Source organism: Desulfatibacillum aliphaticivorans DSM 15576 (assembly GCF_000429905.1).
Lineage (GTDB): Bacteria > Desulfobacterota > Desulfobacteria > Desulfobacterales > Desulfatibacillaceae > Desulfatibacillum > Desulfatibacillum aliphaticivorans.
Genome location: NZ_KE386983.1, coordinates 1 through 24,406 on the forward strand (window position 1 = coordinate 1; position 24,406 = coordinate 24,406).

22 protein-coding genes are annotated in these 24,406 nt (G+C 52.8%); 9 read left to right on the top strand and 13 right to left on the bottom strand.

Going from position 1 to position 24,406, the window contains the following annotated elements; genetic code table 11:
• The first annotated feature begins 280 nt into the window (after positions 1–280).
• Positions 281–778: a tetratricopeptide repeat protein gene (locus G491_RS0127660; RefSeq protein ID WP_028316842.1), complete on the top strand. Its 498-nt coding sequence runs from the start codon at positions 281–283 to the stop codon at positions 776–778.
• A gap of 402 nt (positions 779–1,180) precedes the next feature.
• Here the strand turns inward: G491_RS0127660 and G491_RS32920 are convergent, their stop codons facing one another.
• The 7 genes from G491_RS32920 to G491_RS0127695 all read right to left on the bottom strand — a co-directional run bounded on the left by G491_RS32920 (position 1,181) and on the right by G491_RS0127695 (position 7,518).
• Positions 1,181–1,672, bottom strand: coding sequence for a phosphate-starvation-inducible PsiE family protein (locus tag G491_RS32920; RefSeq protein WP_015949817.1), 492 nt, complete (start codon positions 1,670–1,672; stop codon positions 1,181–1,183).
• Between the two features lie 119 nt (positions 1,673–1,791).
• Complete coding sequence (locus tag G491_RS0127670) at positions 1,792–2,421, bottom strand: PHP-associated domain-containing protein (protein ID WP_028316843.1); 630 nt, start codon at positions 2,419–2,421, stop codon at positions 1,792–1,794.
• A gap of 166 nt (positions 2,422–2,587) precedes the next feature.
• Positions 2,588–3,007 carry a DUF2889 domain-containing protein gene (locus G491_RS0127675; RefSeq protein ID WP_028316844.1) on the bottom strand — a complete coding sequence of 140 codons (420 nt, stop codon included), beginning with the start codon at positions 3,005–3,007 and terminating at the stop codon, positions 2,588–2,590.
• A 54-nt stretch (positions 3,008–3,061) separates the two neighbouring features.
• Positions 3,062–3,553, bottom strand: coding sequence for a DUF2889 domain-containing protein (locus G491_RS0127680; protein WP_015949821.1), 492 nt, complete (start codon positions 3,551–3,553; stop codon positions 3,062–3,064).
• Positions 3,554–3,860: 307 nt separating this feature from the next.
• The gene (locus tag G491_RS0127685) at positions 3,861–5,450 is read right to left on the bottom strand and encodes a B12-binding domain-containing radical SAM protein (protein WP_028316845.1); all 1,590 of its coding nucleotides are present in this window, start codon (positions 5,448–5,450) and stop codon (positions 3,861–3,863) included.
• A gap of 161 nt (positions 5,451–5,611) precedes the next feature.
• A complete protein-coding gene (locus G491_RS0127690; protein WP_028316846.1) occupies positions 5,612–7,198 on the bottom strand; it encodes an ArnT family glycosyltransferase in 1,587 nt (528 codons plus the stop codon).
• Positions 7,195–7,518 carry a lipid-A-disaccharide synthase N-terminal domain-containing protein gene (locus G491_RS0127695; protein WP_015949824.1) on the bottom strand — a complete coding sequence of 108 codons (324 nt, stop codon included), beginning with the start codon at positions 7,516–7,518 and terminating at the stop codon, positions 7,195–7,197. Before G491_RS0127695 ends, G491_RS0127690 begins: the two co-directional genes overlap by 4 nt.
• A gap of 190 nt (positions 7,519–7,708) precedes the next feature.
• Here G491_RS0127695 and G491_RS32925 point away from each other — a divergent pair, with 190 nt between their 5' ends.
• Genes G491_RS32925 through G491_RS0127710 form a run of 3 tightly spaced genes read left to right on the top strand, consistent with a single transcriptional unit; the run spans position 7,709 to position 11,734 of the window.
• Positions 7,709–8,458 carry a glycosyltransferase family 2 protein gene (locus G491_RS32925; protein ID WP_051327571.1) on the top strand — a complete coding sequence of 250 codons (750 nt, stop codon included), beginning with the start codon at positions 7,709–7,711 and terminating at the stop codon, positions 8,456–8,458.
• Positions 8,451–10,295 (top strand): hypothetical protein, encoded by a 1,845-nt coding sequence (locus G491_RS0127705; protein ID WP_028316847.1) that lies wholly within the window; start codon positions 8,451–8,453, stop codon positions 10,293–10,295. Before G491_RS32925 ends, G491_RS0127705 begins: the two co-directional genes overlap by 8 nt.
• Positions 10,292–11,734: a B12-binding domain-containing radical SAM protein gene (locus tag G491_RS0127710; protein ID WP_028316848.1), complete on the top strand. Its 1,443-nt coding sequence runs from the start codon at positions 10,292–10,294 to the stop codon at positions 11,732–11,734. The genes G491_RS0127705 and G491_RS0127710 overlap by 4 nt, the downstream gene beginning before the upstream one ends.
• 37 nt (positions 11,735–11,771) lie before the next feature.
• Here G491_RS0127710 and G491_RS0127715 read toward each other — a convergent pair whose 3' ends face one another.
• Together G491_RS0127715 and G491_RS0127720 are read right to left on the bottom strand one after the other, a co-directional pair.
• Positions 11,772–13,211 (bottom strand): B12-binding domain-containing radical SAM protein, encoded by a 1,440-nt coding sequence (locus G491_RS0127715; protein WP_028316849.1) that lies wholly within the window; start codon positions 13,209–13,211, stop codon positions 11,772–11,774.
• Positions 13,212–13,245: 34 nt separating this feature from the next.
• Positions 13,246–14,682: a B12-binding domain-containing radical SAM protein gene (locus G491_RS0127720; protein ID WP_157468664.1), complete on the bottom strand. Its 1,437-nt coding sequence runs from the start codon at positions 14,680–14,682 to the stop codon at positions 13,246–13,248.
• Between the two features lie 184 nt (positions 14,683–14,866).
• Here G491_RS0127720 and G491_RS0127725 point away from each other — a divergent pair, with 184 nt between their 5' ends.
• Positions 14,867–16,177 (top strand): B12-binding domain-containing radical SAM protein, encoded by a 1,311-nt coding sequence (locus G491_RS0127725; protein ID WP_015949830.1) that lies wholly within the window; start codon positions 14,867–14,869, stop codon positions 16,175–16,177.
• A 38-nt stretch (positions 16,178–16,215) separates the two neighbouring features.
• On the opposite strand, the gene G491_RS0127730 is transcribed toward G491_RS0127725, so the two are convergent.
• The 3 genes from G491_RS0127730 to G491_RS0127740 are packed head-to-tail and all read right to left on the bottom strand — an operon-like array spanning position 16,216 to position 19,633.
• The gene (locus G491_RS0127730; RefSeq protein ID WP_157468666.1) at positions 16,216–17,664 is read right to left on the bottom strand and encodes a hypothetical protein; all 1,449 of its coding nucleotides are present in this window, start codon (positions 17,662–17,664) and stop codon (positions 16,216–16,218) included.
• Positions 17,661–18,665 (bottom strand): radical SAM protein, encoded by a 1,005-nt coding sequence (locus tag G491_RS0127735; RefSeq protein ID WP_028316853.1) that lies wholly within the window; start codon positions 18,663–18,665, stop codon positions 17,661–17,663. Before G491_RS0127735 ends, G491_RS0127730 begins: the two co-directional genes overlap by 4 nt.
• Entirely contained in the window at positions 18,662–19,633 is a 972-nt protein-coding gene (locus tag G491_RS0127740; RefSeq protein WP_084511728.1) for a UbiA family prenyltransferase, read from the bottom strand. The genes G491_RS0127735 and G491_RS0127740 overlap by 4 nt, the downstream gene beginning before the upstream one ends.
• Before the next feature lie 253 nt (positions 19,634–19,886).
• On the opposite strand from G491_RS0127740, the gene G491_RS0127745 reads away from it, so the two are divergent.
• The 4 genes from G491_RS0127745 (at position 19,887) to G491_RS0127765 (ending at position 23,570) form a co-directional block, all read left to right on the top strand.
• On the top strand, positions 19,887–21,554 hold the full coding sequence (locus tag G491_RS0127745; protein WP_015949835.1) for a long-chain-fatty-acid--CoA ligase: 1,668 nt from the start codon (positions 19,887–19,889) through the stop codon (positions 21,552–21,554).
• A 434-nt stretch (positions 21,555–21,988) separates the two neighbouring features.
• Positions 21,989–22,390 carry a response regulator gene (locus tag G491_RS0127755; RefSeq protein ID WP_028316855.1) on the top strand — a complete coding sequence of 134 codons (402 nt, stop codon included), beginning with the start codon at positions 21,989–21,991 and terminating at the stop codon, positions 22,388–22,390.
• A gap of 90 nt (positions 22,391–22,480) precedes the next feature.
• Positions 22,481–22,942, top strand: a complete 462-nt coding sequence (locus G491_RS0127760) for an SRPBCC family protein (RefSeq protein ID WP_028316856.1) — start codon at positions 22,481–22,483, stop codon at positions 22,940–22,942.
• Between the two features lie 208 nt (positions 22,943–23,150).
• The gene (locus G491_RS0127765; RefSeq protein ID WP_028316857.1) at positions 23,151–23,570 is read left to right on the top strand and encodes a DUF4079 family protein; all 420 of its coding nucleotides are present in this window, start codon (positions 23,151–23,153) and stop codon (positions 23,568–23,570) included.
• 150 nt (positions 23,571–23,720) lie between these two features.
• On the opposite strand, the gene G491_RS34790 is transcribed toward G491_RS0127765, so the two are convergent.
• The gene (locus G491_RS34790; RefSeq protein ID WP_157468668.1) at positions 23,721–24,308 is read right to left on the bottom strand and encodes a polyhydroxyalkanoate synthesis regulator DNA-binding domain-containing protein; all 588 of its coding nucleotides are present in this window, start codon (positions 24,306–24,308) and stop codon (positions 23,721–23,723) included.
• Positions 24,309–24,406 lie beyond the last annotated feature (98 nt).

Genomic DNA, 24,406 nt, shown 5'->3' on the forward strand with positions numbered 1-24,406 from the left:
CCCAAGACGAAAAAAAATCATGCGGCAACCAACCCGCGAATAACAGAGTGATCAAACGTCGGAAGATCCTTGCGAACGTAAGGCGCCGGAGGTGAATTCAAAAAAAACTACTCCTATAAAAAAAGGACAGGGAGCGGTTTTGCCTCTTGACACGTATTACCCATAACAGGTTGGGTAGAGATTGTGAAACCAAATAAAAGAAAAAATGGAGGCAATCTCAAACATCAAACCCAAAATTTTTTATTAAATGCCTGCTTCAGAAAGATGTTAGAAAGGTAAAATGATGAGTGGAAAACTGCTTAGCCGGATAGATCAGGCTTCCTTAAAAGCAAGGCAGGGTGACCTATATGAAGCTCTTGAAATTTGCAATTGCTTGATCTTCGAATTTCCAAATTCTTATGAAGGATATCAAAAACGCAGTGAGGTTTTTCGTCAGATGGGAGACTATCAAAGTGCTTTCAGGGATTTAGAGACAGTTATTGAATATCTACCTGATGAACCAGCGCCATATTTTAGACGAGGAAGATGGAAATTGGATCTTGGCCAATACAATGAGGCGATAAGAGATTTTACAACAGTTATAGACTTTGGGTCTGACTACTTTTTTGAAGCAGCATATTTTTTTAGAGCGCTCTCAAATTATTATTGCCGGAAATTTGAGCAGGCGCTTAGTGACTGTGAATATGTATCAAAAGACTATCACTTAGGCCCAAAATACTTATCCAAGGAAGAACTCATTCATCAAATTGCTAAAGCTCGAAGTAAAATTAACTTTTAGGTTGAAAATTGAGCTAAAAGGCATCGGTAGATTCCCTGTTTCAGCGCATTGTGTTGGGTGAACCTACCCGAACGTAATTGCTATCTGCATAGCCGAGTTATACTGCGGGGATTCCAATCAGATATCCATTACAGAATCATCCGACCTACGGCTCAGCATCCGCGACGTAGGTTGGGTAGAGCTTGCGAAACCCAACAAAATTAGTGGGATATCTTAATACGATTTTACCCGCACAACAACCTGATCAATGCATTGACGAAAAGCTATCGCCATCCCCGCAAGGGGCTGCCGCCGGTAGATTTCAGGGACATGAAATGATTTCTGCAAGATCGGAAAAAGCCGCCGGTGAAGAAAGCTGAAATCAGTATCGTCCCTCAAAATGTGATTTGCGGCTTGACAATGTCAGTCCTTTTTTTCCGTTTTGGAAACCAGAAAAAAACTGATGCTGAGGGCGACGATAACTACGCCTGTAGCCCATACATAAGCCACCTCCAAATTTCCATAATCAAAAACAATCACCTTGCGGGCGGCGGCCATGAGCGCCGTGGCGACCACCAGTTTTACGTGTATTACCTCCTCCCTGAGATACAAGATGATGTTCATAAAGATTTCAATGGCGATCAAGACGGCCAGAAAACCGCCAAAGGTGTTTAGGATGTCATCCAGCTTGAGAATGCCGTATGGCGGCGTGATAATGTTATTAAAGAGTATCCAGACGACATCCAGAACACTCCAAAGGATCACCAAAGTCATGAGCACAGCCAATACACGCACCAGGTACAGGATAACTTTGTGCAAAAAAACAACAGTGCGCTCCTCCTCATTGAAATGGTAGCAGAAGCTGTTGAATCTGTCCGGATGCTTCAGATTGCTGTCGTTGCTGTTGTCAGGCATGATTCCCCCTGGAGATGACGGCGAGGAGCGGGATCCATTCTCCTTGCGACGTTGTGATGGGGTCTTTGTTTGACCGTTGACAGGTTCTAAAAGTCAACCAAAGACCTGAACCCTTCTTGTCATGGCAAAGCGCCGGCTTTAAACCGGCCTGCGTGAAGCTCAGCCAGGAGTTGGGCGTCGTCCTCAATGTTCTTTTCAAAGATGGTCACGTGAACGCCCAGGTCCTGAATCAAATGGGCGTCGCTGCCCCCGGTTCCGGGCTTGCCCAATTTTTCGGCCACCTGTTCGGCCAGGGCGTTGTCGTTATCCGACACCTTGCCGTTGCGAACCTCAATGGCGTGCACGTACTTGAACACCTTTTTGGCTGCCGCCTGGTCCAGGTTCATTTCCAACTGGCCCACGCCGAAGGTTTTGAAGCCCCGGAACGGATGGGCGGCGATGGCGAAAGCCCCGGCCTCTTCCACGTCCTTCCATAAGGCTCGGGCCGTGACCACGCCCTGGATATCCTTTTCCAGGCCGAAAACCAGAATGTCGCCCTGGGCCGTGGTGATTTCGTTTCCCCTGAAAATTCTTACGCCATGGTCCGCGGCAAGCGCCTTGACTTCCTCCAGGTCCCAAAGCACCTGGTGCTCGGTCAGGCAAAAACCGTCCAGGCCGATCTCCTTGGCTTTCAACACCAGTTCAGCCGGTTCGATCTGACTGCATTGGGACTTCGGCCATGTATGGACGTGTAAGTCGATTATCACCATTCGCTCCTTTTGGTTAAATTTTCACAGGCCCAACAGGCCGCCTCACTCGCTCCCATGCTGTCAGCCTGTGTCGCAGTATTTTTTTTGCGATATAGGCGGAACGCGCGGGAATGCATACCGGACTCGCCGACGTTCTCAGACGTCAAACGTAGACTTGACCCCATTGCTATGCGGACTGCCAGTTTTCCAGGAAGGCCTCCTGGTCCAGGCCGGGATCGGCGCACACCGCCAGGTAAAGATCCCGGGACCGCAAGGCCTGCTCAAAGCAGCGGCCGCACTCGATGACGATTTCCGCAAAATGCTCGCATCCCTTGCGGCCGATCTCCTTCATGATGGCCTTGTCCCAGTCCTTGGTGCGCAAAGACATTCCCACGGCGGTCTGCAAGACGGGCACGGCCTGGGGGCACACAAAGTTGGTGTAGCGTTTCATGTCGCCTTCGATCTTTACGATCTCGCCGTCCGAAATGCGGACGTCCATGTTGATTTCCATGTTGTATATGTGATCCGTCTGGCTTCCGTTGAACCGGATGGTATTGTCGTCTATGAATTCAGCCCCGATGATCTGGCTGCGATTGAATGATATCATGGATTTCTCCCCCTGAATGATTGTGGAAAGTCGCATTTAAAAAAACAAGACGGGTTACAGGTCCAGCCCTTTCATGATGGGACTGTCATCCTGAAACGAAATGCAGCTGCGCACCAGCCTGGGGCTGCTCTTGACCATAGCCCGCACGGCTTCCAGCCTTTCTTCTTCAGTTTCCAGGGCTTCCCCGATCTCCAGACCGGGCCGGGTGAAGTGCAAAATCACCGCGTTGCAGCATTCCAAAACCGCTTCGGACAACAGGGACTGGCCTTCCGGGCCGCCCAAAACGCCGCGCACGATCTTCCTGAGGCCCGCGCCGATGTTCACGCCTTCCACATCTTCGATAATCTCGGAAGCGTCCTCCAGGCCCTTGGGAACGAATCTGCCAAGCTCCGCCGCAGCCTCGATGATCTCCAGGGCCGGGGGCTGAACCACCAGGTTGACTTCCATTTTCAGCAGATCATCCGTAAGCCTCCAGGAGACTCCCAGGGTTCCGTCTTTCCGCGGCTCCACTTCCACGACTTTATTTCTCAGGAATTTTACGACCATCAAACCCTCCTTTTTCGTCACCATGGGGTCAAGTCTACGTTTGACGTTTGAGACTTGACCCTCAGTCCTTTTGATTGGAATTAAGTCGGCCTTTGGGTTAATTCGTAGCAAAGGCCCGGCATGCTTGGCAATGAAAATAGGGTGATTCCCGCATCGAGCCGAAAAACAGGGAGAAATGCAAGCCTCAAAAAGGCAATATCCCCTGAATACCATCTATACAGGTGTGATTTTTTCGGGTTTGAATTCTTGGGTTAAATATTCAGAATTCGCGCCGTACGGCGCCAAGGCCGGTATAGGAAAACCGAACTCAGGCGTCGTACCAGTCGGGTTTCCACAAGGTGTCGATGCCCGAAAAACCTTTAAATCGGGAGCCCTGGGTCAGGCTTCCCTTCAGGTCTTTCAGGATAACCCGCATGATGGCGAAGGCGAACCACCGGTGCAGGTCCCTGCGAATGGGATGGGGCGAAAACATGCGGCTGAAATATTGGAAAGGTTTTTTGGCCACAAAGTTTTTGTAGCACCATTGGGTGGCTTCGGCCACTTCCTCCCGGCTGCAGTGATAGGTGCGCATGGAGGGATAGAACATGTCGAATTTTTCGAAGTTGGTTTCCTCTACCAGGCCTTCTTTCAAGGCCCAGTCATAAAACTGGGTGCCGGGAAAGGGCTGGATGGGATGGAATGCGGCGAAGTCCAGGTCGCAGGCGTGGGCGTGTTTTAACAGGCCTTTGATGGAATCCACGGTGTCATCGGGCAGGCCGGTGATGTAGGTGGCCTGGCGAAAAACTTCGGGGTGCTTCTCGGACAGGATTCTAAAGGCCTCCTGAGTCAGGTTGTAGTCCTTAAGCCCTTTGTTTACATAGTCCAGGCTTTGTTGGGAGTCGTGCTCGGCGCCCAACAGGGTATGGCGGAATCCGGCCTTGACCATCAAGGGCAAAATGCCTTTGGCGTCCTGCTCCACCAATTTGTCGGCCCGCACAAAAGCCCACCATCCGTCCAATTTGATGTCCCGACGCAATATTTCCTCGCAGAACTCCACCAGCCAGTCGTGGTCGGCGTTCCAGGTGCCGTCCACCCAAAAAAGATAGCGGACGCCGTAATCCCGGTACAGCCATTCGATTTCATCGGCCATGCGTATGGGGCTTTTGGTTCGGTAGGCCTGATGGGAGACGTATTTTCCGTCCACCAGTTGGGGCCTGCCTTCCTGGATGCGCCAGGAGCAGAAGTTGCAGTTTGCAATGCAGCCCCGGCTGCGCTGCACGGTAATGGCTTTGGGCCACAAATGGCCGAAGGGCTTGTAATAGTCCATGCCGGCCAGATCGTAGGCGGGCATGGGCAGATCGTCCAGATTTTCTATGAGAGGGCGGGCCGGGGTGAGGGCCGGCTTTCCGTCGGCGTCCCGGTAGGCGATTCCCCTTACGGACGAGGGCTCTCCGCCGTCCCGAAGGGTGGTCACAAGATCCCGAAGGGTTTCCTCTCCTTCGTACAGGACCACGTAGTCCACCGCTTTGCACGTATCAAGGGTCCACTGGGGCAGGGCGGTGTACATGACTCCGCCGGCTATGGTCACGGCCTGGGGCGCTTCTTTTTTGACCAGTTCAAAGGCCCGAAACCCTTCATGGTAGAATACGGTTTTTTCTCCAATGGCCACAATGTCGGGCTGGGTTTCCCGGATGTATTTTGTCAGGGACTTCCATCCCATTTGGCGCACGCAGCAATCCAGGATGGTGATGTCCACGCCCGGGACGTGCTCCCGCAGGTAGGCCGCCAGAGTCGGATAAGCCAGGGGCAGAAGAAAATTATCGCTTTCGTTTACAATGGGCCACACGTGGCGCGGAGATCTGACAAACAGTATTTTTATGCGGGATTTTCCTTCGAGAAAATTGACCGGTATATTCATGGCACCCCTTTTTGTGCGGGAAATCAAGGCTTGGGCAGTCAAACAGGGGCGGCTGCGAAAGCCTTACTTCATTGGATCATGTTGAAACAAACTACGCAGGGAGGCCCCCCACCCATGGGTTGTTCATACAACACTACCGCAAGTTTTTAAACAGAAGAATCTCACTTGCCGGGTGGAAGCGCATGCGCGGCCGCCCTCTTCAAAACGTTGAATCGTCCGATTTGCTTCACCGGGATGAAGTTTTCGTCAATATGCCGGGCCATTACCGGAGCGTAATCCTCAAAATTCCGGCCGCTGATTTTTTCCTGCCCGCTCACCCACACAATGATGTTCACGCCGGATTTGTCCAGAAGAGCGACGGTTTCATCAATATAGGGAGGTTGGCTCCATTGGCCAGGCCAGATAATCCGCGCCTTGGTTGGATTGGGGCGCTCCGCCAGACAGTAAACCAACGGCGCCCATGGGGCGACGAAAATGGGTTCCCCGGGATGGGTTTTTCGTTGGATTTCAAGGACAAGGGCGTTAATCTCCCGGGCGATGGCGGGGTCGGCTGTCACACCCCCGGCCATGCGTGAATCCAGGGAGGATTGGGGCGCAGGTCTGAGGGACGGCCCGGCCAAAAGCAGGCCGAATATTGTCAGGACTGCGGCGCCCGCCAACATGGTTTTGGAAGGACCGGAGAATTTTCTCAGAACGTCCAGCATGAGCAGGGCGATTCCCGGCGCCGCTAAGGGGATGAGCGGCCTCAAATGCCCCATGTCCGCCCTGGGGAACAAGGTCCCGAAGAGGCATAAAGCCGGGACTCCGTATAGAGCTAGGCTACGGCCCTTATGAATTCCGGCGGCGAAAGACCGCAGAATCAGGACAATAAGCAGGATAGGCAATACGTAAAAAACAAGCCCAATACCGGAGAAATCCAGGGCGGGAGGGGCCAGGGCCAGGCCTTGCACCACGCCGCGGGCTTTGAATGGATAAAGAATAGCCAGATTGAAAAAATCCGGCAGGCTCCCGGCAAAGGCGGAGTAAATGATCCATCCCGCCAAAGGAGCGATCCAGCCGCCCAGCCAAATAAATGGGCTCAGGCCGGATTCGCTGTTTTTCCTGGCCTTGCCCATGGCCCAAAGGGCCACCATGCCCAGGATCAGCCACAGCCCGAACACTTGCTTGGTCAAAAACGCGGCGCCCGCCAAAAAGCCGGAAGCCGCCGTCCAGGATCGCCGCCCTGTTTGCTCCGCTTGGATTGCACAGCATATCGCCGCCAAACAGAGCAGGCTGACGCACCAGGAGTTGTGCCAGCTTACGCGCTGGACGACCGCCATGGCGGCCAGCCCCCAGGCTGTCAGGCCGGCCAAAGGGGCCTCCCATGTATCCGGATTTTCCCGCAGCATAGCAAGCCGCCGGGCGCAGGCGAAAACCAGAACCATCAGGATGGACAGCAATGCCGCCCCGGCTATGCGGGCGACAGCCAGGGATTCTCCGAAAATCGAAAAAATCCAACCCAGGCAGTAATAGGAAAGGGGGCCTTTGAAATACCACAGGTCTTTGTATAAATGGTCCCCTTGGGCGATTCTGTGCGAAGCGTAAACGGCGGAGCCTTCGTCGTAAAAAGCGTGGTATCCCTCGGGCGTGGACATCCCCAACGGGAGAAGCACCGCCAGGGTCAGGATGAAAATCAGCCCATAGCCTGCAATGCCTGCGGCGGCATATCGAGGGCGAACTTCGTTATTTTGGGAGGGACTTCGGCTCATCCCGTCTCGCCTTTGGCGCGTTTTTTAAAAATAAGAGTCAGGTTGCGAAAATAGATAATCAAGCCGCCGGCCTGGCCCACAATAAACACCGGATCCTTTTTGTGAATCGCATAGGCAAGCAGAAACACGCCTCCGGCCAGGCTCAAAAACCAAAACGCAATGGGAACCGTGCTTTCCTTTTTGATTTCACTCACAATCCATTGAAGCAGAAACCGGCTTCCGAACAAGGCCTGGCCCAGAAAGCCGACCGTCAGCCAAAACCGCACGGATTCGGCGGAGGAAACAGCCAGTATCGAGACGTATTGCATAGCGCCGTCCATTGCGTTTCTCCGTAAATGTTTTTGCATGGGAAAATTAGCGGAAGAAAGGCATCCCGCCCCGCACCCTCTTGATTTGTATACAATACTTATATATGTTTGAAAACAGGAGAATCCCCCGTACCGGGCGCTCCTTTTCCTCTTTTTCACCACGGCCTTGACGCACGCATTTTTTTAAACCTGGGAGGGTTTTTTGCAAAAAATCAAGCTGTTGTCCATAGTCTCTCCCGCATTCAACGAGGGCGCCGCTCTGGCTCGTCTGATTCCGGAAATGGAGTCCGTCATTCCGGTTCTTGAAAAGCGGTGCGGCAAGGTGGAATGGATCGTGGCGGACGACGGCAGCACGGATAACACGGCGAATATCCTAAAATCCGCCCCGGATTTTGTGCGGCGTTTGCCCCTGGAGCATAAAGGAATGAGCGCAGCTCTTTACGCGGGCGTCATGGCTGCGCGAGGAGAGGTGATCGCCGCCATGGACGCGGACTGTCAGAACGATCCCGCCGACTTGCCCGCCATGGTCAGCCTGCTGGAGTCCACCGGGGCGGACATGGTTTGCGGAATTCGAAACCACCGGAAAGATACCCTGTTCAAACGCTTGTCATCCCAAGTATCCAATCGCGTGCGGCGTGCGGTTTTAAAGGATTCCATCCAGGATGCCGGCTGCACGCTCCGAGTATTCCGGGCGGACGTCCGCCGCCTGTGCTTTTGGCCTATTCACGGCGGACACCGTTTTGTGGGGCCTTTCGCCCAGCTTCAGGGGTTGCACGTGGTTCAGGTGAACGTGCATCACAGGGAGCGGGTAGGGGGGCGCAGCCGCTTCGGCATTCTGGACCGGGCGCCCGCTGTGGTCATGGATCTCGCCGGCGCAAAATGGCTTATGTCCCGAACTCTAACTCCTGAAGAGTCCGGCGAGGGCGGGAAAGGGGAGGGCGCCCATGAATGACCTTCGATCCAAAGGCGCCTGGATTCCCCATGCCCTGATGCTGGTTCTGGCAGGCGTGATTTTGGCGAAAATGCTTGCCAGGCCCTACGCCTTTTGCGACGACCTGACGCATTATTTTCCCCTGCATCAGTATATAAATGGAGGCGCGCCCATCCATTCCCCAGGAGGGGAGGTTCTGGCCGTTCACTCGTTGCTAATTGGTATGAAGGTCATATTTGTCGCGCTGGCTGGTTTTTTTCAGATGTTGGGCGCCGAATATCCCTTTTTGGCCGCTTCCAAATTGTGGGCCATGCTCATGCTGATTATAGGGTATGCAGTCTGGGCCTTGTATTTGAAAAAGCCGTTAGGCGCGGCGCTTGGCGCCTGGGCTGCGCTTGCCATAGTCCTGTTCAACTGCATCAATCATATTGTTACTGCCGGGCTGGTCCGCAGCAGCAACGTGGTTTTAATCGGGCTGTGGTGCATCGCGTTACGAAAACGATCTCCCGTGGGTATCGCCCTGGTATTGTTAATAACGTCCTTTGTATATCCTGTGATTTTGCCGGTTTTGGGGCTGAGCCTGTTCGCGGCAACAGCCTGGGCTTGGAAAAGGGAGGAAACGTTCTTTTTTCGAGCGGGAGTCCTGACATTAGGATTTTTCAGCTCCATAGCCTATGTGGCGGGCAAATCCCTTTTCGGCTCCCGTCTGTTGAATAACCGGCCCATGTCTTTTTCCGAAATGCAAGACATTTTACATCAGGGCTCCTTTTCCCCCAATCTGGACATTCCCCGGATTATCGGGCGGTTGGGCGATCAGTCCGTTTTGGAATGGTTTCAGTTCAACGTGTTTAACCATTGGGCGGCTGTCAGCAATGCATTGACCTTGGAGATCGGATGTTGCTTTTTGGGCGTCTTGCTTTTGGGGGAGTATTTTTTGAAAAAGACCGGTCAGGACCGAAACCAGGGGGCGGTTTTAGCGCTCTGCCTGATTCCGTTTGCGGGAGGCTTTTTCGCCTTCCGGGAAGCGGATTTTTTCCTGGCCGCTTGCTGGACGGCGGCCCTGGCGTCTTTGGGATACTTGTTCGTCGCCGGAGCTCAGGCTGAAAAAGCCCTCCCTTTGGAGTTGAAGCTGCTCATCCCGGCTTCCGTCGTTGCGTTTTTGCTGGTTCATGCCGCCTGTTACAACTATTTTGTTTTTGTGCTGGATCCAGGCAGGCAATTGCAAAAGACTTTCGCGGTATTGGCGCCTGTCTGCACTGTTTTGTTCACGGCGGGGATGTTTGAACGCTTGAAATTTCAACGAAAAAGAGAAGTTGCAGCCGTCGTTGGAGTAATTCTGGCCTTGTACTCCTTTCACTCTCTGGACCTGGGCTATCTGGAATATAAAGACCACCAAGCCATGAAAGCCCTGAAGGATCTGCCGCCCGAATCCGAGATTTTATGCCATCCCCAGACGGCGGACATTGTGGTGATCATGGCCGGAAAGAGCGCCTCCACCACCCATGAATTAGTGAGAATCGGGGCGCAGCCGTATACTGACAATCTGATTCAATCCTACGCCCGGGACGTGGACCTGTTATACTCCATCGGTCCGGATAAATTAAAGGCGTGGTGCAGCCAACGGCCGAAGAACGGATACATTTTAGCGGAGCCTGAGATTTATTCTCCTGAAGAAATTGCCAAGCTGTTCGGCCCATATAATGAAATAATGGAACTGCGCAGAGGCGAGGGATATTATTTGAACGGCGAGCAAAACCCGTGCAAAGAATTAATCGGCGCAGAGGTCAGCCTGATCCCGTGCGATTGCCTGTTGCAGGATCAGGAGTCGGTGAGCTTCAAATCCGAGGAAAACCAATGAAGTGGCTGCTGGTGAACCCCAGACCGGACGAGTTTTCGGTCATGGGGAAATTCGAAAAAGTCATGGTCCCGTTCATTCCCATGGGATTGGCCTATCTGGCCGCCTGTCTGGAAGAGGCCGGCGCCGTGGTTTCCGTATATGACGGATTCGCCTCGCCGGGGCGTGTTTTATTGGAGACGGCCATTGACTATCAGCCGCAGGTCATAGGGATTTCGTGCCTTACGCCCACGGCCGACGCCCTGAAGGTCATGGTTCCTGCATTGCGGAAGGCCTGCCCCGATGCGAAGATCGTCCTGGGAAACATTCACGCCACCCTGTTCGCCCGGGAATTGCTGGAGCAGGGCTTGGCGGATTACGCGGCTCACGGGGAGGCGGAGCGAACCGTCCAGCGCCTAAACGCGTTCCTGGAAGGCAAGGGCGGTTTGGAGGCCGTCCCAGGGCTGAGCTGCATACGGGACGGCCAGGTTTGGACCAATCCCGAGGCTGAGCCGCTGCAGAACCTGGACTCGTTGCCTTTGCCGGCCTGGCGCCATTTTGACCTGGATCAATACATAGCGCCGCCCTTGTTTGCGTTTAAAAAAAGGCTGCTGCCCGTGCTCGCCTCTCGCGGATGCCCCTACAGGTGCTATTTCTGCGCCCAAAACGTCATGAGCCCGACCCTGCGCAAGCGAAACATGGTGAAGGTGGTGGATGAAATCGAGGCGGTGCACCGTGAAACCGGGGTGGATCTGTTTTGGTTTTGCGACGCCATTTTTCCTTTGACGCAAAAGGATGCAGAGGTCTTTTGCCGGGAGATGACGGAGCGGGGCCTGCATAAAAAAATTCAATGGATAACGGAAACCCGGGTGGATCTGGTGGACCGCCCCCTGCTGCGCATGCTCAAGCAGGCCGGGCTTTCCATGGTTTTGTTCGGGCTGGAGTCCGGGGACCGGGAGGTGCTTTCCCGGATCAAGCAGGGAGTCACCCTGGAGGCGGGGGCAAACGCGGTGGCCGCGGCCAGGGCCGAGGGCGTGACCACCTTGGGCCTGTTTATGCTGGGTCTGCCCGGGGAAACCCGGCAAACCATGGAAAAGACCATAGGCTTCGCTCAACGCATCGGCCTGGACTTCGCCAAGTTCAATCGGGCGGCGCCCTACCCTGGGTCCAAGTTTTTCGACGACGTTTACGCTGCGAGAGACTTGCCGCCCTGGGAAATGTTTTCAGCCAATTACGAGCCCAAGGACGGAGAGGGGATCGTGTACTCGCCGGATGGGGTTTCGGACGAGGAGCTGGTCCGGCTGCATAAAAAGGCTTTTTTCCGGTTTTACGTGCGCCCCGGCCTGATTGCGCGGCATCTTGCCTCGGGCAGGATTTCCCCCTGGAACATGGCCAAGGGGGGCGGGTTGATCATTAAGAATTTTCTGGAGGAGAACGCAAGGCAGTTGTTTTCATCCGAGTGAGCTCTATTGACTTGGTTAGGAAGGCCGTTTAAGTCCTTTAAGGTCCAGGAGGAAACAGCGCATCTTTGGCCAGCATGATGGCGCCATGGGCGAGGTTTTTGATTTCCCGCAGGCTTTTTGAAGCAAACAGCCTGGACGCCATGTACCTGGGATTCACGTAAAAGGAGGTATAGGCGTCTTTGACCCACCTGTTGATATCTGCCATGGGTATTTCCGTAAAAGAATCGTTTTCCAGCGGAGTTCCGGCCGCGCTGTTATTGTAGTAAAAATTAAAGACATCCTCTTGGCTCAACACGCCTTCGCTGCTTTTTCGCCTGAGAAGGGCGGACAAGGGATCGGGCATAAGTCCGGCGAACAAGGCGTAATCCGGGCGGATGCGTTCCAGCAGGTCCATGGTCTGCCTGACGGTCTGGTCCGTTTCTCCGGGCGCTCCGAACATGATGTAGACCAGGGACCGCACGCCCGCCTTTTTCAAAGCCCGGACCGCACGCACGGACTGCTCCACGGTAACGGCTTTGTTCATGGCGTTCAGCATTTTTTGCGACCCGGACTCCATGCCCAAAGAGACTATATGGCAGCCTGCTCCCGCCATGCGCCGCGCAGCTTCATAATCCATCAGGTCCACCCTGGACTTGCATGACCACGCCAATCCGGGAAAATCCTTTTTGATCATAGCGGTTAATTCAAAAAGCCTTTTTCGGCCCGCCGTGAATGTGGGGTCCACAAAATGCACTTCGCGCGCTTTGAATATTCGTTTGGCCCATGCGATTTCCTCCCTGACCCGCTCAACGCTCTTTTGTCGAAGGTCCCTGGACAGGCTGCAGAAATTGCACTGCCAGCCGCATCCTCGGGCGGTCTCCACAAGGCAGAGCGGCGGCTTGATGTTAAACGGGGGATGCATGGAATAGGGCGCCTTGGGCAACAGATCCAGGGCCGGCAACGGCAGGGAGTTGGGATCTAACGGCGGGCTGGGAGGATTTTGCCTGACCCGGCCGTTTTCCCGCCAGATAAGGCCGGGAACCTCTTCAACGTCCGCTTTACCCTGGATAGCGCAAACCAGCTTCCAAAACGCTTCTTCCCCTTCACCCCTGATGAAAAAGTCGATCTCCTCCAATTTGCTTCCCAGCATCTCCGACGGAAACACGACTCCGTATCCGCCCATGACCGTTTTGATTTCCGGGCGAATTTCCTTCAAACGCCGAATGATGACGTGGGTGTGGGCGATGTTGAATATGGTGGTGGAAAAACCGACGATCTGAGGGCTCCGCTTGAGAATCTCCCATAAAGTTTGATCGGTTGTATGCCGCAACGCCACGCTGTCCAGAAGTTCCACGTCCAGCCCCTTTTTCCGCAGATAGCCGGCCAGGGCCGCAATCCCCAAGGGCTGCATGGGCATGATGCCGCTCAGGTTAAACCGGATGCGCGAAAGGGGAGGGGATACAATGAGAATTTTGCAATTGTTGGCCCTTGGGTTCATGATGATGACGGCGCCTGCAGCTTTTTAAAAGATTTCAGGAACGGAAAAAGGAATCAAACATACTTAGGATCATGGCCTTGAAACCCTTCCACATGACTTTGGGGGAAATGGTTCCGTTTTTGAAATGTTGGAAGATTTTTGATGGCCGAATCCAGAACGCAGCCATGGCAAGGTGCTGAAACCTCAGCAACTCTTTTTGCGTCATGTCTTCCGGGACATGAAGCAGTGAATCCCCCTTTTGGGGCGAAAACCAGGCATTGTACTTATGATATTCCATATCTTCCACCTTGCCGTCCCACCAGGAATCGAAGAATGGAGTCCCCGGATAGGGCACGGCAATGTTGAACTTGGCGAAGTCCAGGTCCAGTTCTTTTGCAAAACGGATGGTGTCCCAACATGATGAAGACGTTTCCCCCGGAAATCCCAGAACGAAAAATCCGCATGTGGAGAGGCCGGCTTGTTTTGTCAGTGCGATAGCCCGGCGCGCGTCCTCCATTTTGAACTTCTTTCCTAACCGTTGCAGCATTGCTTCGTTTCCTGACTCCACACCGTAGGCAATCTGTATGGCGTTAGCCTCCTTCATAATCCCCAAAAGTTCAGGCTCCGCCATGTCCACCCGCATTTCCGTGGCCCAGCAAAGTTTTTTATGGAGTTTGCGGTCAATCAGCTGTCTGCAGAAATCCATTCCCATCTTATGGGTTAATGGGTACATGCAGTCCGCCAGGCCGGACATGGGCGCATTGAATCTATCGACCAGATATTCCATTTCATCCACTACGTTTTGGGCGCTTCGCACCCGGACTCCATTGAAGGCGGAAGCCTGGGCGCAGAAAAAGCAGCTATAAGGGCATCCTCGGGAGGCGATGACCGGCAGGCAGACGCCGTTAACTCCAAACAAAGGATGGCATTCATAAAGGTGATAAGGAAAAAGATGCCAGGCCGGGAACGGCAGCTTGTCAAGATCCTCAATTTGCGGGGCTGGGCCGGTATAAACCGCCTCTCCGTTACGCAGCATGCTAAGTCCTGCGATTTTTTCGGGAGACTCGCCGCATTCCAAAGCCTCGCACAGTTGGGCGATGATTGATTCGCCCTCGCCATGTACAATGAAATCCCCCACGCCCTTTTGGATTAAATAGTCATGAAAGACGGATGCATGTACATTGCCCAACACGATTTTTGTTTTGGGAAGGTCTGTTCTGATCAGGGCGCTCATGGCCTCAACAGACGGCATGGCGGCGGTTAAACAGGAAAACCCTACCAAGTCAGGCTTGAAGTCGCGAAGCAAAGACAAAACCTGGCTATGGTTGATTTTTTGGGCGAACTGGTCGATTGCCAGGATTTTATGCCCATTTTCCTCCAAGATTGCAGCAATGTAAGGCAAACCCAGGTTGGGGAGCGGCGTCATGGTGTCGGAAAACCGGCCCAAAACGTCTATCCGGCTGCTTTCCGGAATAATAAGAGCAATTTTCAAAACAAAAAACCCGGCCAATGAATTGGATTATTACGATAGAATTCTTCCACCCTTTGTTTCGTATAACACAGTTACTGCTTGATTGAAAAACCAAATTCAGATAATGATAGCTTAACAGTGTTTCCCACTACAATTTGTGATGCCGTGTTTCTTTTATAGAAATGTTTTCGTGCAAGGCGATTCAATGATTCTATATATTCATCCTGACTCGAAGATGATGCTTCGATCCATCCTGCCCATGTCCCTTCCTGCTGTCATTAATCGGATAGATGCTCCCGTTTTAGGGCGCTTCCATAATGAATGGACGAAAAAGGAAGTCATGCGGGCGGACGTGATTATTATGGACATTCATTGGTTCACCGCCATGAAGTCCGCTATTAAACTCTCTTATCAGATAAAAAAGATCAATCCCCGGGCTTTGATTGTCGCCGGCGGAGCTTCCGCGACAGTGTTTAGAAAACAGCTATTGCGGGATTCCAAAATCGATTACTTGATCAAGGGGGACGGGGATATCCCTTTGGCCGAGTTTGTCAGAGTGTACAGAACGGGTGGGGATTTGTCTTCCGTACCCAATCTTGTGTGCAGGGATTGGGAGTCCGAAAAACAATACGCGCTTACCAGGGAGGATTTTGACTCCAATAATTACCGTGATATATCGTTTTTTCCTTCCTACAAAAATGCCATGCTTAAAATGCATCGAGCCTGCAACCAAAGGACCTTTCCCACCTATCCTTACCTCATGGTCTTTCGGGGATGCCCTTTTCATTGCGACCATTGTTATGGGGCTCCTGAAAATCAAAAAAAGGTGTTCGGCAGGTCCTGGGTTGTCCGTTCGCCCGAAAGGGTCAGGGAAGACCTCAGGGCATGGAGCAGGGATCCAGCCATTCAATACGTTAATATTTTTCATGACTTTACGGGCCCCATGCCCATGGACTACACGCGCACGGTGTTGAGCGAAAAATACAACCTGTACATTACATGGGATATCGTGACACTCCCTTCCAAAGAAACCTTGGAACTCCTGACCCAATCGTTTCCCGGCGGGGCGATCCAGTTTTCCCTGGATATCAGGCATACTACCTCCAGGGATTTGCAATCAATTGACTTGCTGATAGATAGAATCCGCCAGGTTCAAAATACCAAAAAGTTCATGGTGCGTTTGTGCTATGCCAAGCGATTTGTGTCTGCTGAACCTGAGTACGCCCGCGCCCTGCAAACCATTGTCGGGGCAACCGGATGCGCCCCCAGCAGAACCGACGCCTGGTGGGGAGACGACCTGGATACCGACCCCGCAGGACTTTGCACGGAAGAGCAGTATCGGCAATGCCTTAGGGATACTGGGGAGTATTTTTTGTGGAACATGATGTTTACCGCGGGTGTGGCAACCCATGCCTGGTTTCCCAGGTTTACTCAAAAAACAGCGGAATTCATTTACAACCAGATAGGGGATTCCTTTTTCCTGAAAAGTTTGAGCCTCGGGAAGCATTCCAAGTAAAATGTTTGAGTACCCGTTTCCGGTCCCCCTGGGATTTTTCAATGTTTAAAGATTTCCGGTGAAATCTCCAGAACCCCCGCTGCGCTTCCGGTGTAAATGCAGTCTTTGGCCGGGGAGTAACACACACAGCGCAGCAAGGGGCCTACTTCCAATTCTCCAATTTTTTCGCCGCTGGCGCAGTCATAAACCTTCAGTTTTCCTTCAAAATATTTAGCTACGTATATCCAGTCGCGCACGGGGTCGTAGTCCAGGCACCTTATTCCAAATCCCGTGAATATCCGTTTTTTTGTCTCCAGGGTGTCCGAATCCAGGACCAGCACACTAAAGGCTCCGTTGACCAGGACTTCGTTCCTTTCGGGAACGGGAACCGTCCACATTCCCGCCAGCAAGCGTCTATGCGCTTTTACTTCCAAGGGAGTCATGCTTAATGCGTACAGGCGTAAGGGAAAGCCTGGCGTGTACACCCGGTTAAGCTCCTGGGAAAAGGAGAATTGGTTGTAGAGTAAGATGGAGGGCAGCTTCAGGTCGGCAATTGGGGCGTTGGAGTTGTTGAAGGAAAAAACAGAGCCCCGGAAAGTGCCGACGTACTTTTGATCCTTCCAAGCCGCTCCTATCCTGAATCCGTTAAAAGCCGGCTCGCCTTTTGCTTTCACGGCGTTGCCAAAGGGGATTTCCCTTCTCAAACTCATGTCCCTGACATCTACCTCAAGCATACTTCTGTTGGGAGGGTTGGCATAGAAGCTGCCGGTGTATAGCAGTTCCTGATCTGGGGATAGAAAAAAGAAAGGGCGGCGCCCTCCTTTGCGAAAAAAATGTTGCACCGAGGAGGTCCTCAGGTTGATTTTGTCTATTCTCCTGCGCCGTTCATACGAAATGAGGACAGCCTCCCCCCTGATTGGGCGAATCATATAAGGATCGAACCATGTCGCCTGCTCCAGGCTCCCATCAGGATAAATGAGCTGAAATCCATTTTCCTCGGGACGGCTTTCTATCACCCATTTTATGCCTGGACGATTCAGACCGGCTTTATTCCATTCATGCCTGTCCATGTCGTCAAACGACCAATCCCTAAGGTGAGGGAACATCAATAAAGCAATCAGGAAAAAACCGAGATTTAGCAATGTGAACGCACGATAGCCCAGTTTTTTTTTATGCCGCGGCATGGCTTTTTTTAGCGTTATGAATACAAAAACTGCGGAGGCGAAAAATACAATTCCCCAGAAAGGATGATTGAAAAATAGTAGTAGATAGATTGCGTAAGCAAAAACAGCAAAAGAAAAATAAACGATAAAGATAAATTCTTTAATAATATAAATATTTTTAAACCTGGATTGATTTAGGATTGACGTTATTATCAATAGAAATACTAGATCTAACAGCGCATTCACCCAACCCTTTGTAACCATTTCCAACAAAAATAATGTGCAAATTCCTGAACAAGCTATAAGAATAAAAATAAACCTGAGCATTGATTGAGCTATCTTCATTTTTCGGAATTCCTCCAACTCAATGCCGCCTGCTTTACAGCCTCATAAAGAGGGCCTGGATTTCCCGAAAGAAGGTTGCTCAACTCCACATAAGGATAGATGAAGCACCCCCGGCAATCCGTTATGGGCATTCGCCGGAACGCTTCCACAAATCCCAAATCCTTCCCCGAGGGCGCGGCGTCCGAGTCCAGGTTGACATGGCACCGGCAGACTCGGCCCGAGGGAGTGACGAATCCTCCGTAAAAGCCAAGTTTACACCGTATTTTTTCAACAGAAGCGTCAGGATAGCGCATTAAGGATTTCAGATATGATCTTGAGCAGCAAACAGGCCTGCCCCGCCTTTTGGCCGCCTGTAAAAAACACACGCCCTTTTTAAATTCCTCCAAATCCGGGAGGATGCTTGCGGCTTTCCCGGAGCTGACCGCGCAGGGAGTGACGGGCTGGAAAAAGCATTGGGCGCCCATGTCCTCGGACAAACGAAGCACATGAGGAATTTGATTTGTATTTTGTTTGCTCACCACCATGGCGAAGATCAGCTTCTTCCCAGCTTTGACGGCCTCCTCCCCCCCCTGGACGGCCCCGGCATAGGCTCCTTGCCCCCTCAGGCTGTCATGAACCTCTTGGTTTCCGTCCAGGCTGATCACCGCTGCGTCCACCCACTTCAGCAGCCCCTTTCTTTCCGGAAGCAGCAGGCCGTTGGTGTTCAAGGTGATCAAGGCTTTGCCGTGGGCCGCCCGAAGCAGCCGGTCAAGATCCTGACGTAAAAGAGGCTCGCCTCCGCTGAATCCCATACGCAGAGTTCCCGCCTGTAAAAATGCATGGATGGCTTCCAGCCATTGATCTGCGTCCATTTCGTCGGAGGGCAGGTCCGGGAAGCCGCAATAGGCGCAGCGCAGGTTGCAGCGATGGGTTACGATCATGCCAATGGAGGCGGGAAAACGTCTTCCAAGAACCCTGGCTGTCATCAGCCGGGCAAGCGAAATGGGCGTTCGCCTTTTCAAATCGCCCCCTCAAGCCTGCCCCGAAGCATCCACAAAGCCAGGAGTCCAAGGCCTAGAATAATGTTCGAAAACCGGAAGAAAAGGCGCATTTTTGCAAGGTCCCTCTCATGCGAGTATAGGCTCATCAGGCCTATTTCAAAAAGTGAAATCGCCGAGATTAAAAGAGCATCCCCCGCCGCGAGATATCCGGGAAAAAAGCCGACCCATCCAAGCAAGGCGCGAAACAGGGCCAAAAGCCTCATGAATCCGATGGTTTTTTTCTTTCCCGCTTTTACGGCTACCGTTTGAACGCCCGCTTTTAGGTCGCTTTCCCTGTCCTGAATTTCATGGGCCAATTGGGGAATCATCACGCTGGGGCAAAAAACAAGAGCCATAAAAAAGCCGCCAGCGGCCGCCCCCCCTGAAATGAGCATGCCCATAGTAAAAATGGGAATGAAGATCAGGCAGTTCGTCAGACTGCCGGCTATGAAGATTCGTTTAACCTGAAACGGGCCGGAATATAACCAGGAAGCCAGGTGCATGCCGGTTGCAAGCAGGCCCGCGGGAACGGATACCAGCCAGGAAAGGACCCAGCCTGCAAGGCCTGCCGTCAGCGCCAGGTAACGGGCCTGGTTAAAGGGGATGCGGCCTGCCGTAATAGGGTTTTTCGCGGGCGCGTCCAAATCTCTGTCAAATAAATTGTTGTAGCCGTAAGTGAAGGAAAGGTAAGCGCAGCAACAGCCGAACCCCACGTAAAATGGAGTGGTCATCGGAATTTCTCCTGCAGCGTACACCGCTCCCAGCAAGTAAAGCCCCAGAAAATGGACCCAACCTCCCACTCTAAAAAAGTTCAATATACTGAAGAGCGCTTGTATGGCATTCCCCAGGCGGGAACCCAAAGCATGGCTTTGGGCGGGCGCGGCGTGTGCTGGCATGTCTCCCCCTCCAAGACGCTTAAACTTAGCTTGAAAAATGTATAACAGCGGCATGAATGCAAGTCAATGGATCTCATGGACGCATTGAGCGGTATGCTTGCAGGCGGGGGCGGCAAAACACTGCTTCTGCCTGTCCGTTCAAAGATTATACACTCGGAAAACTTCATCGGTCGGAATTATTTTATGGACTTTTAGAACCAAAGGGGCGTATAATTCCGTTACTTTTCACAAGGCAAATTTTAGGCCCATTTTTTTCCCAACACAAGACCTATTCCCCGAAAATTTCTTACAATAAGGAGCAATGGTAATGGAACTTATCAAAGGCTTTCCCGCCACTAGTCAAGACAGGTATCCCTTAAATGTAACCAACATTATTAAACATTCCGTTAGAAATTACGGTCCCCAGGAAATCGCCAGCAGAAGACTGGACGGCAGCATGTTCCGCTACACCTATAGCGACGCATATGAACGCATGCAGCGTTTGGCCAACGGCCTGACCAAACTGGGCGTCAAGGTGGGAGACCGGGTGGGCGTGCTGGCCTGGAATTCCAATGAAAATTACGAAGTGTATTTCGGCGTGCCCGGAATGGGCGCCGTCATGCTGCTTTTGAATCTGCGGTTGACTCCCCAGGACCTGGCCTACGTGGTGGAGCACAGCGGCTGCGAATACATTATTGTGGACGAAACCCTGCTGCCCATCGCCCACGCCCTGGCGCCTCTCTGCCCGCAGATCAAAGGCTACGTGGTGATTACCATGCCGGGCAAAAAAATGTCCGACGTGGAAACGCCCCTGGAGAACACCCACTCCTATGAAGAACTGCTGGCCGAATCCGACCCGGTTTTCGACTGGCCCATGATGGAGGAAACCTCAGCCTACGCAGCCTGCTACACCACGGGCACCACGGGCAAGCCCAAGGGCGTGTATTACTCCCATCGCGACGTGTATCTGCACTCCATGTGCATCGGCATGAACACGGGCATGAACGTCAAGGACACCTGCTGCCAGATCGTCCCCATGTTCCACGCTTTGGGCTGGGGCCTTCCCCAGGCGGCCACTTTGGTGGGATCCCGCATTATCCTGCCCGGCATGTACACCCTGGAGACCCTGGACTCCCTGAGCAAGCTCATCGTGGATGAAGGCGTGACCATGAGCGCCGGCGCCCCGGCAATTTTCATGCCCTTGCTTGAGTACATCAGAAACCTGGAGGAAAGACCCGACCTCACCGGCGTACGCCTGCTTTCCGGCGCCACCGAGCCCCCGGTCTCCATGATGAAGGGATTCTGGGACATGACCGGCGCGGAAATCATCCATGCCTACGGCGCCACGGAAACCACCCCGCTGGTCACCATCAACCGCCTCATGCCCTGGCTGGAAACCTCCCTTTCCGAGGACGAAAGATGGAATTTGAAAAAGAAACAGGGCTTCGCCGTGGGCGGCCTGGATGTGAAGGTGGTGGACGCCACCCTCAAGGACGTGGCCCACGACGGCAAGACCCCCGGTGAAATCCTCATTCGCGGCCCCTGGATTACGGGCGCCTACCACAACGCCCCGGGCTCCGAAGCCTCGTTTACGGAAGACGGATTCTGGCGCTCCGGCGATGTGGGAACCATGGACGAAAACGGCTACCTGAAAATTACGGACCGGGTCAAGGACGTGATCAAGTCCGGCGGCGAGTGGATCAGCTCCGTGGACATGGAAAACGAAATTATCTCCCACAACGACGTCCTAGACGCCGCGGTGGTTGGCGTGGAACATCCTAAATGGCAGGAAAGGCCCCTGGCCCTGGTGGTCCTCCGGGATGACGCCAAAGGCAAGGTCAACGCGGACGACATCCGGGCTCATTTAAGCAATGTGTTCGCCAAATGGCAGTTGCCCGATGAAGTCCTGTTTGTGGATGAAATTCCCAAGACCAGCGTGGGCAAAACCGACAAGAAGGTCATCCGCGCCGAGCATAAGGATATGTATTCGGAATGATTTTGATGCAAAACTAACCGCTTAAAAAGGGCGTCTTGCCAAAGCAGGGCGCCCTTTTTGCCCCTGATGCCGGCGCCCGCCGCTGAAGTAAAAAACGGAGGCATTGCGCCTTAAAATATATAACGAGCGCTCGAAAAAAAGTTTTTTTTATTATTTCAAATAGGATGGAGCATTTCCTGGAAAACCTACGATTTTGTCGCTTGACTCCGCTCAAAAATCCAAAATAAGATACCTGAACTCTGAATGAATCACTGCCCCTAATATTTTATTTGACGGGATGGGAGCATTTCCCCGTCACCTTTTTCGGTTAAGCGCCGACTTAATTCAAAAGGGCTTGCTCGAAGGCCTTATTTGGACCTGAAAAAGCCGGGCGCTGCAATCCAACTGGAGATCCGGCATAGAAGCATGGAAAGCAAAAAAGCGGAGAAGGAATAATGAATGTCCAGTCACACGACATTGCAGATAAGGAACGCATCCTGATAGTCGACGATGAACCCCAGGTCTTGAAGGTCATGAAGCGCATGCTGGAGTTTTCCGGCTATACGGTGACGGCCATGGAAAACAGCGTGGAGGCTCTCCAAACCTTTGGCGAAGCCCCGGACTCCTTCAACGCGGTGTTTACGGATATGTGCATGCCTCAGATGAACGGGGATGTGCTGTCTTCGCGCATGAAGGAAATCCGCCCGGACATCCCCATCATTCTGTGCACGGGGTATTCCGAGCTGTTTTCCGAGGAAAAAGCCCGGGAAGCCGGCTTGGCCGGCTATCTGCAAAAACCCATCTATCACAAGCAAATGGTCGAAACGCTGCGTCAGGCGTTGAATTGTCCGAAATAACTTGAGACTTTGCCCTAATGATTGTAAGGTCAGGCCATAAAAAATCATAACCTGAGGATGGGCTGAAAACGCCCTGGAGGAGGAGATTGCATGGCCTTGAAACTGAGTCTGGAACTGAACGAAACAATCGACCTGCCTTGCGACTTTAATAAGGCTTTCGATTTTTTCATGGACGTCAATGCAACCGGAAAATGCTTCACCAAAGTAGAGGAAATCAAGGACCTGGGGGATGACAAGTACCATTACATCATGGCGAAGGAAGGCGTGGGCAAGTATTCCGTCCAGGTGGAATACGCCGCCAAATACTCCTTTGACCGGGATAAAGGCGTTGTGGAATGGACGCCCGTCAAGGGCATAGGAAACGGCGTGTGCAGCGGCAAATCCGTGATTACGGAAAGCGGCGGCAAGGTTAAGGTGGATTTTTCCACCACCATGAACCTGGAGCTTCCCCTGCCGGGCCTGGCCAAGCCTATCATCAAGCCTTTCGTCAACCGGGAATTCGAAAAATCCATGGAGCAGTTCAGGGACAACGTCATCAAAGCGCTAAGCTGATCACAGCAACGGGAAGGGGAAAACCCTTCCCGTTTTTTAATAATTCCCCCAATAATATGTATTTTTAGGCGGTTATTGCGGCGGCGCATTCTTACGTAAACCTTCGCCCCTCCCCAGCCTCTTGATTAAACGCCGAGGCCGCCTTATATTCATAACAACAATAATTCACTCCGGTTGTTTTTCAGGAACCCCGATCAAGGAGGCGGCAGTGCTTTATTTGCATCCCCTTTTCCAATCGCTCATGTTCATTCTATGCCTTTACGCCTTTTACTTGGGCTTCGCCCGTTTTAAAAGCCTGCACTTGCATCAAAAGGCGAAATTTCAACGAAAAAGGCACGCTCTTTTCGGACTGATCGGATTGGCCGGCTTTCTGGGCGGCATGGCGGGCGGCTCAATCATCGGGGGGATCTACAAACTGGATCCCTTGATCGGAGAATTGCATGAAGCCGCGGGCGCGGTCATGGCGGTATTGATGATTTTCGCCCTGGCAACCGGCCTGATTCAGTACTTAAAGCCCAAACCCCGCAAACTCATGCCTGCATTGCACGCTTTGGCGAACCTGATTGTATTGATTCTGTTTTTCGTCCAGGTTTACTCGGGCGTCGGAATTTTGAACCGCGCCGCATAGCGGCATTGCCATCGACGCCTTTTTAAAGCCTGGCAGCCTAATTGCGCATAAAAAAGCCCCAAGGCTTGAAAGCCTCGGGGCGTATATAGTCAGGCTTTCCGGCAGAGGGTCGCCGGACGCCGCTGTGTGTAGATGGGACGCGGTGCAGTATTACCCGCGGGCTTTTTTCTTGGCCGGAGCTTTTTCCTTTTCCCCCGGAGCGCCGTCCTTCTGCAACTCCTCCACCTGTTTGGTAAGCGCGGCCACCTGTTTTTCCAGCTCCTCCACTTGCTCGGCGGAAACCAGGTTCATCACTCCTAAAACTTCGTTCACCCGCTGGTCGATTTTTTCGGATATCCAGCCCTTGAGATTGGAAGCGTAACCCATGACTTCGCTTTTAAACCGGCTGCCCTCGGACTCAGACAATTCGTTGTTTTTCACCATGCGGGAGACGACTTTGTCCAACTCTCCCTCCGCCATGCTCATGGCGCCCTGCCACAAAGAAACGAACTTGCGAGCCGACAACAGTGTTCCCTGTCCTTTTTGTAAAAGCTGCATAAGCACCCCCGAGGGCACGCCCTTGTCCCTGGCTAAAAGCTGGGACATGGTTGCGGCGGTCAGGTCTTCGCCTGTCTTGGAATCCTGAATGAACACCTCCTCGCCGGCGCGGACCAGTTCGGAGACCCGGGCCAGGGAGATATATTGTTTGTCTTCGGTGTCATAGAGTTTGCGGTTGGAATACTTTTTTATCCTGCGCATGGATTGCCTTTTATGCTCGGAGTGGTTGTCAAAGGCGGCCCAGCCCCCCTTCAAGGGGACTGGGCTGCGGCCTATGCCTTACCCGGCTCCGGGCGGCG

Coding starts and splice junctions, on each gene's coding strand:
- G491_RS0127710 (WP_028316848.1), top strand. CDS start 10,292: ATGAAGTGGCTGCTGGTGAACCCCAGACCGGACGAGTTTTCGGTCATG.
- G491_RS32920 (WP_015949817.1), bottom strand. CDS start 1,672: ATGCCTGACAACAGCAACGACAGCAATCTGAAGCATCCGGACAGATTC.
- G491_RS0127675 (WP_028316844.1), bottom strand. CDS start 3,007: ATGATATCATTCAATCGCAGCCAGATCATCGGGGCTGAATTCATAGAC.
- G491_RS34790 (WP_157468668.1), bottom strand. CDS start 24,308: ATGCGCAGGATAAAAAAGTATTCCAACCGCAAACTCTATGACACCGAA.
- G491_RS0127725 (WP_015949830.1), top strand. CDS start 14,867: ATGATTCTATATATTCATCCTGACTCGAAGATGATGCTTCGATCCATC.
- G491_RS0127730 (WP_157468666.1), bottom strand. CDS start 17,664: ATGAAGATAGCTCAATCAATGCTCAGGTTTATTTTTATTCTTATAGCT.
- G491_RS0127705 (WP_028316847.1), top strand. CDS start 8,451: ATGAATGACCTTCGATCCAAAGGCGCCTGGATTCCCCATGCCCTGATG.
- G491_RS0127745 (WP_015949835.1), top strand. CDS start 19,887: ATGGAACTTATCAAAGGCTTTCCCGCCACTAGTCAAGACAGGTATCCC.
- G491_RS0127760 (WP_028316856.1), top strand. CDS start 22,481: ATGGCCTTGAAACTGAGTCTGGAACTGAACGAAACAATCGACCTGCCT.
- G491_RS0127690 (WP_028316846.1), bottom strand. CDS start 7,198: ATGAGCCGAAGTCCCTCCCAAAATAACGAAGTTCGCCCTCGATATGCC.
- G491_RS0127660 (WP_028316842.1), top strand. CDS start 281: ATGATGAGTGGAAAACTGCTTAGCCGGATAGATCAGGCTTCCTTAAAA.
- G491_RS0127755 (WP_028316855.1), top strand. CDS start 21,989: ATGAATGTCCAGTCACACGACATTGCAGATAAGGAACGCATCCTGATA.
- G491_RS0127685 (WP_028316845.1), bottom strand. CDS start 5,450: ATGAATATACCGGTCAATTTTCTCGAAGGAAAATCCCGCATAAAAATA.
- G491_RS0127670 (WP_028316843.1), bottom strand. CDS start 2,421: ATGGTGATAATCGACTTACACGTCCATACATGGCCGAAGTCCCAATGC.
- G491_RS0127715 (WP_028316849.1), bottom strand. CDS start 13,211: ATGAACCCAAGGGCCAACAATTGCAAAATTCTCATTGTATCCCCTCCC.
- G491_RS0127740 (WP_084511728.1), bottom strand. CDS start 19,633: ATGCCGCTGTTATACATTTTTCAAGCTAAGTTTAAGCGTCTTGGAGGG.
- G491_RS0127695 (WP_015949824.1), bottom strand. CDS start 7,518: ATGGACGGCGCTATGCAATACGTCTCGATACTGGCTGTTTCCTCCGCC.
- G491_RS0127680 (WP_015949821.1), bottom strand. CDS start 3,553: ATGGTCGTAAAATTCCTGAGAAATAAAGTCGTGGAAGTGGAGCCGCGG.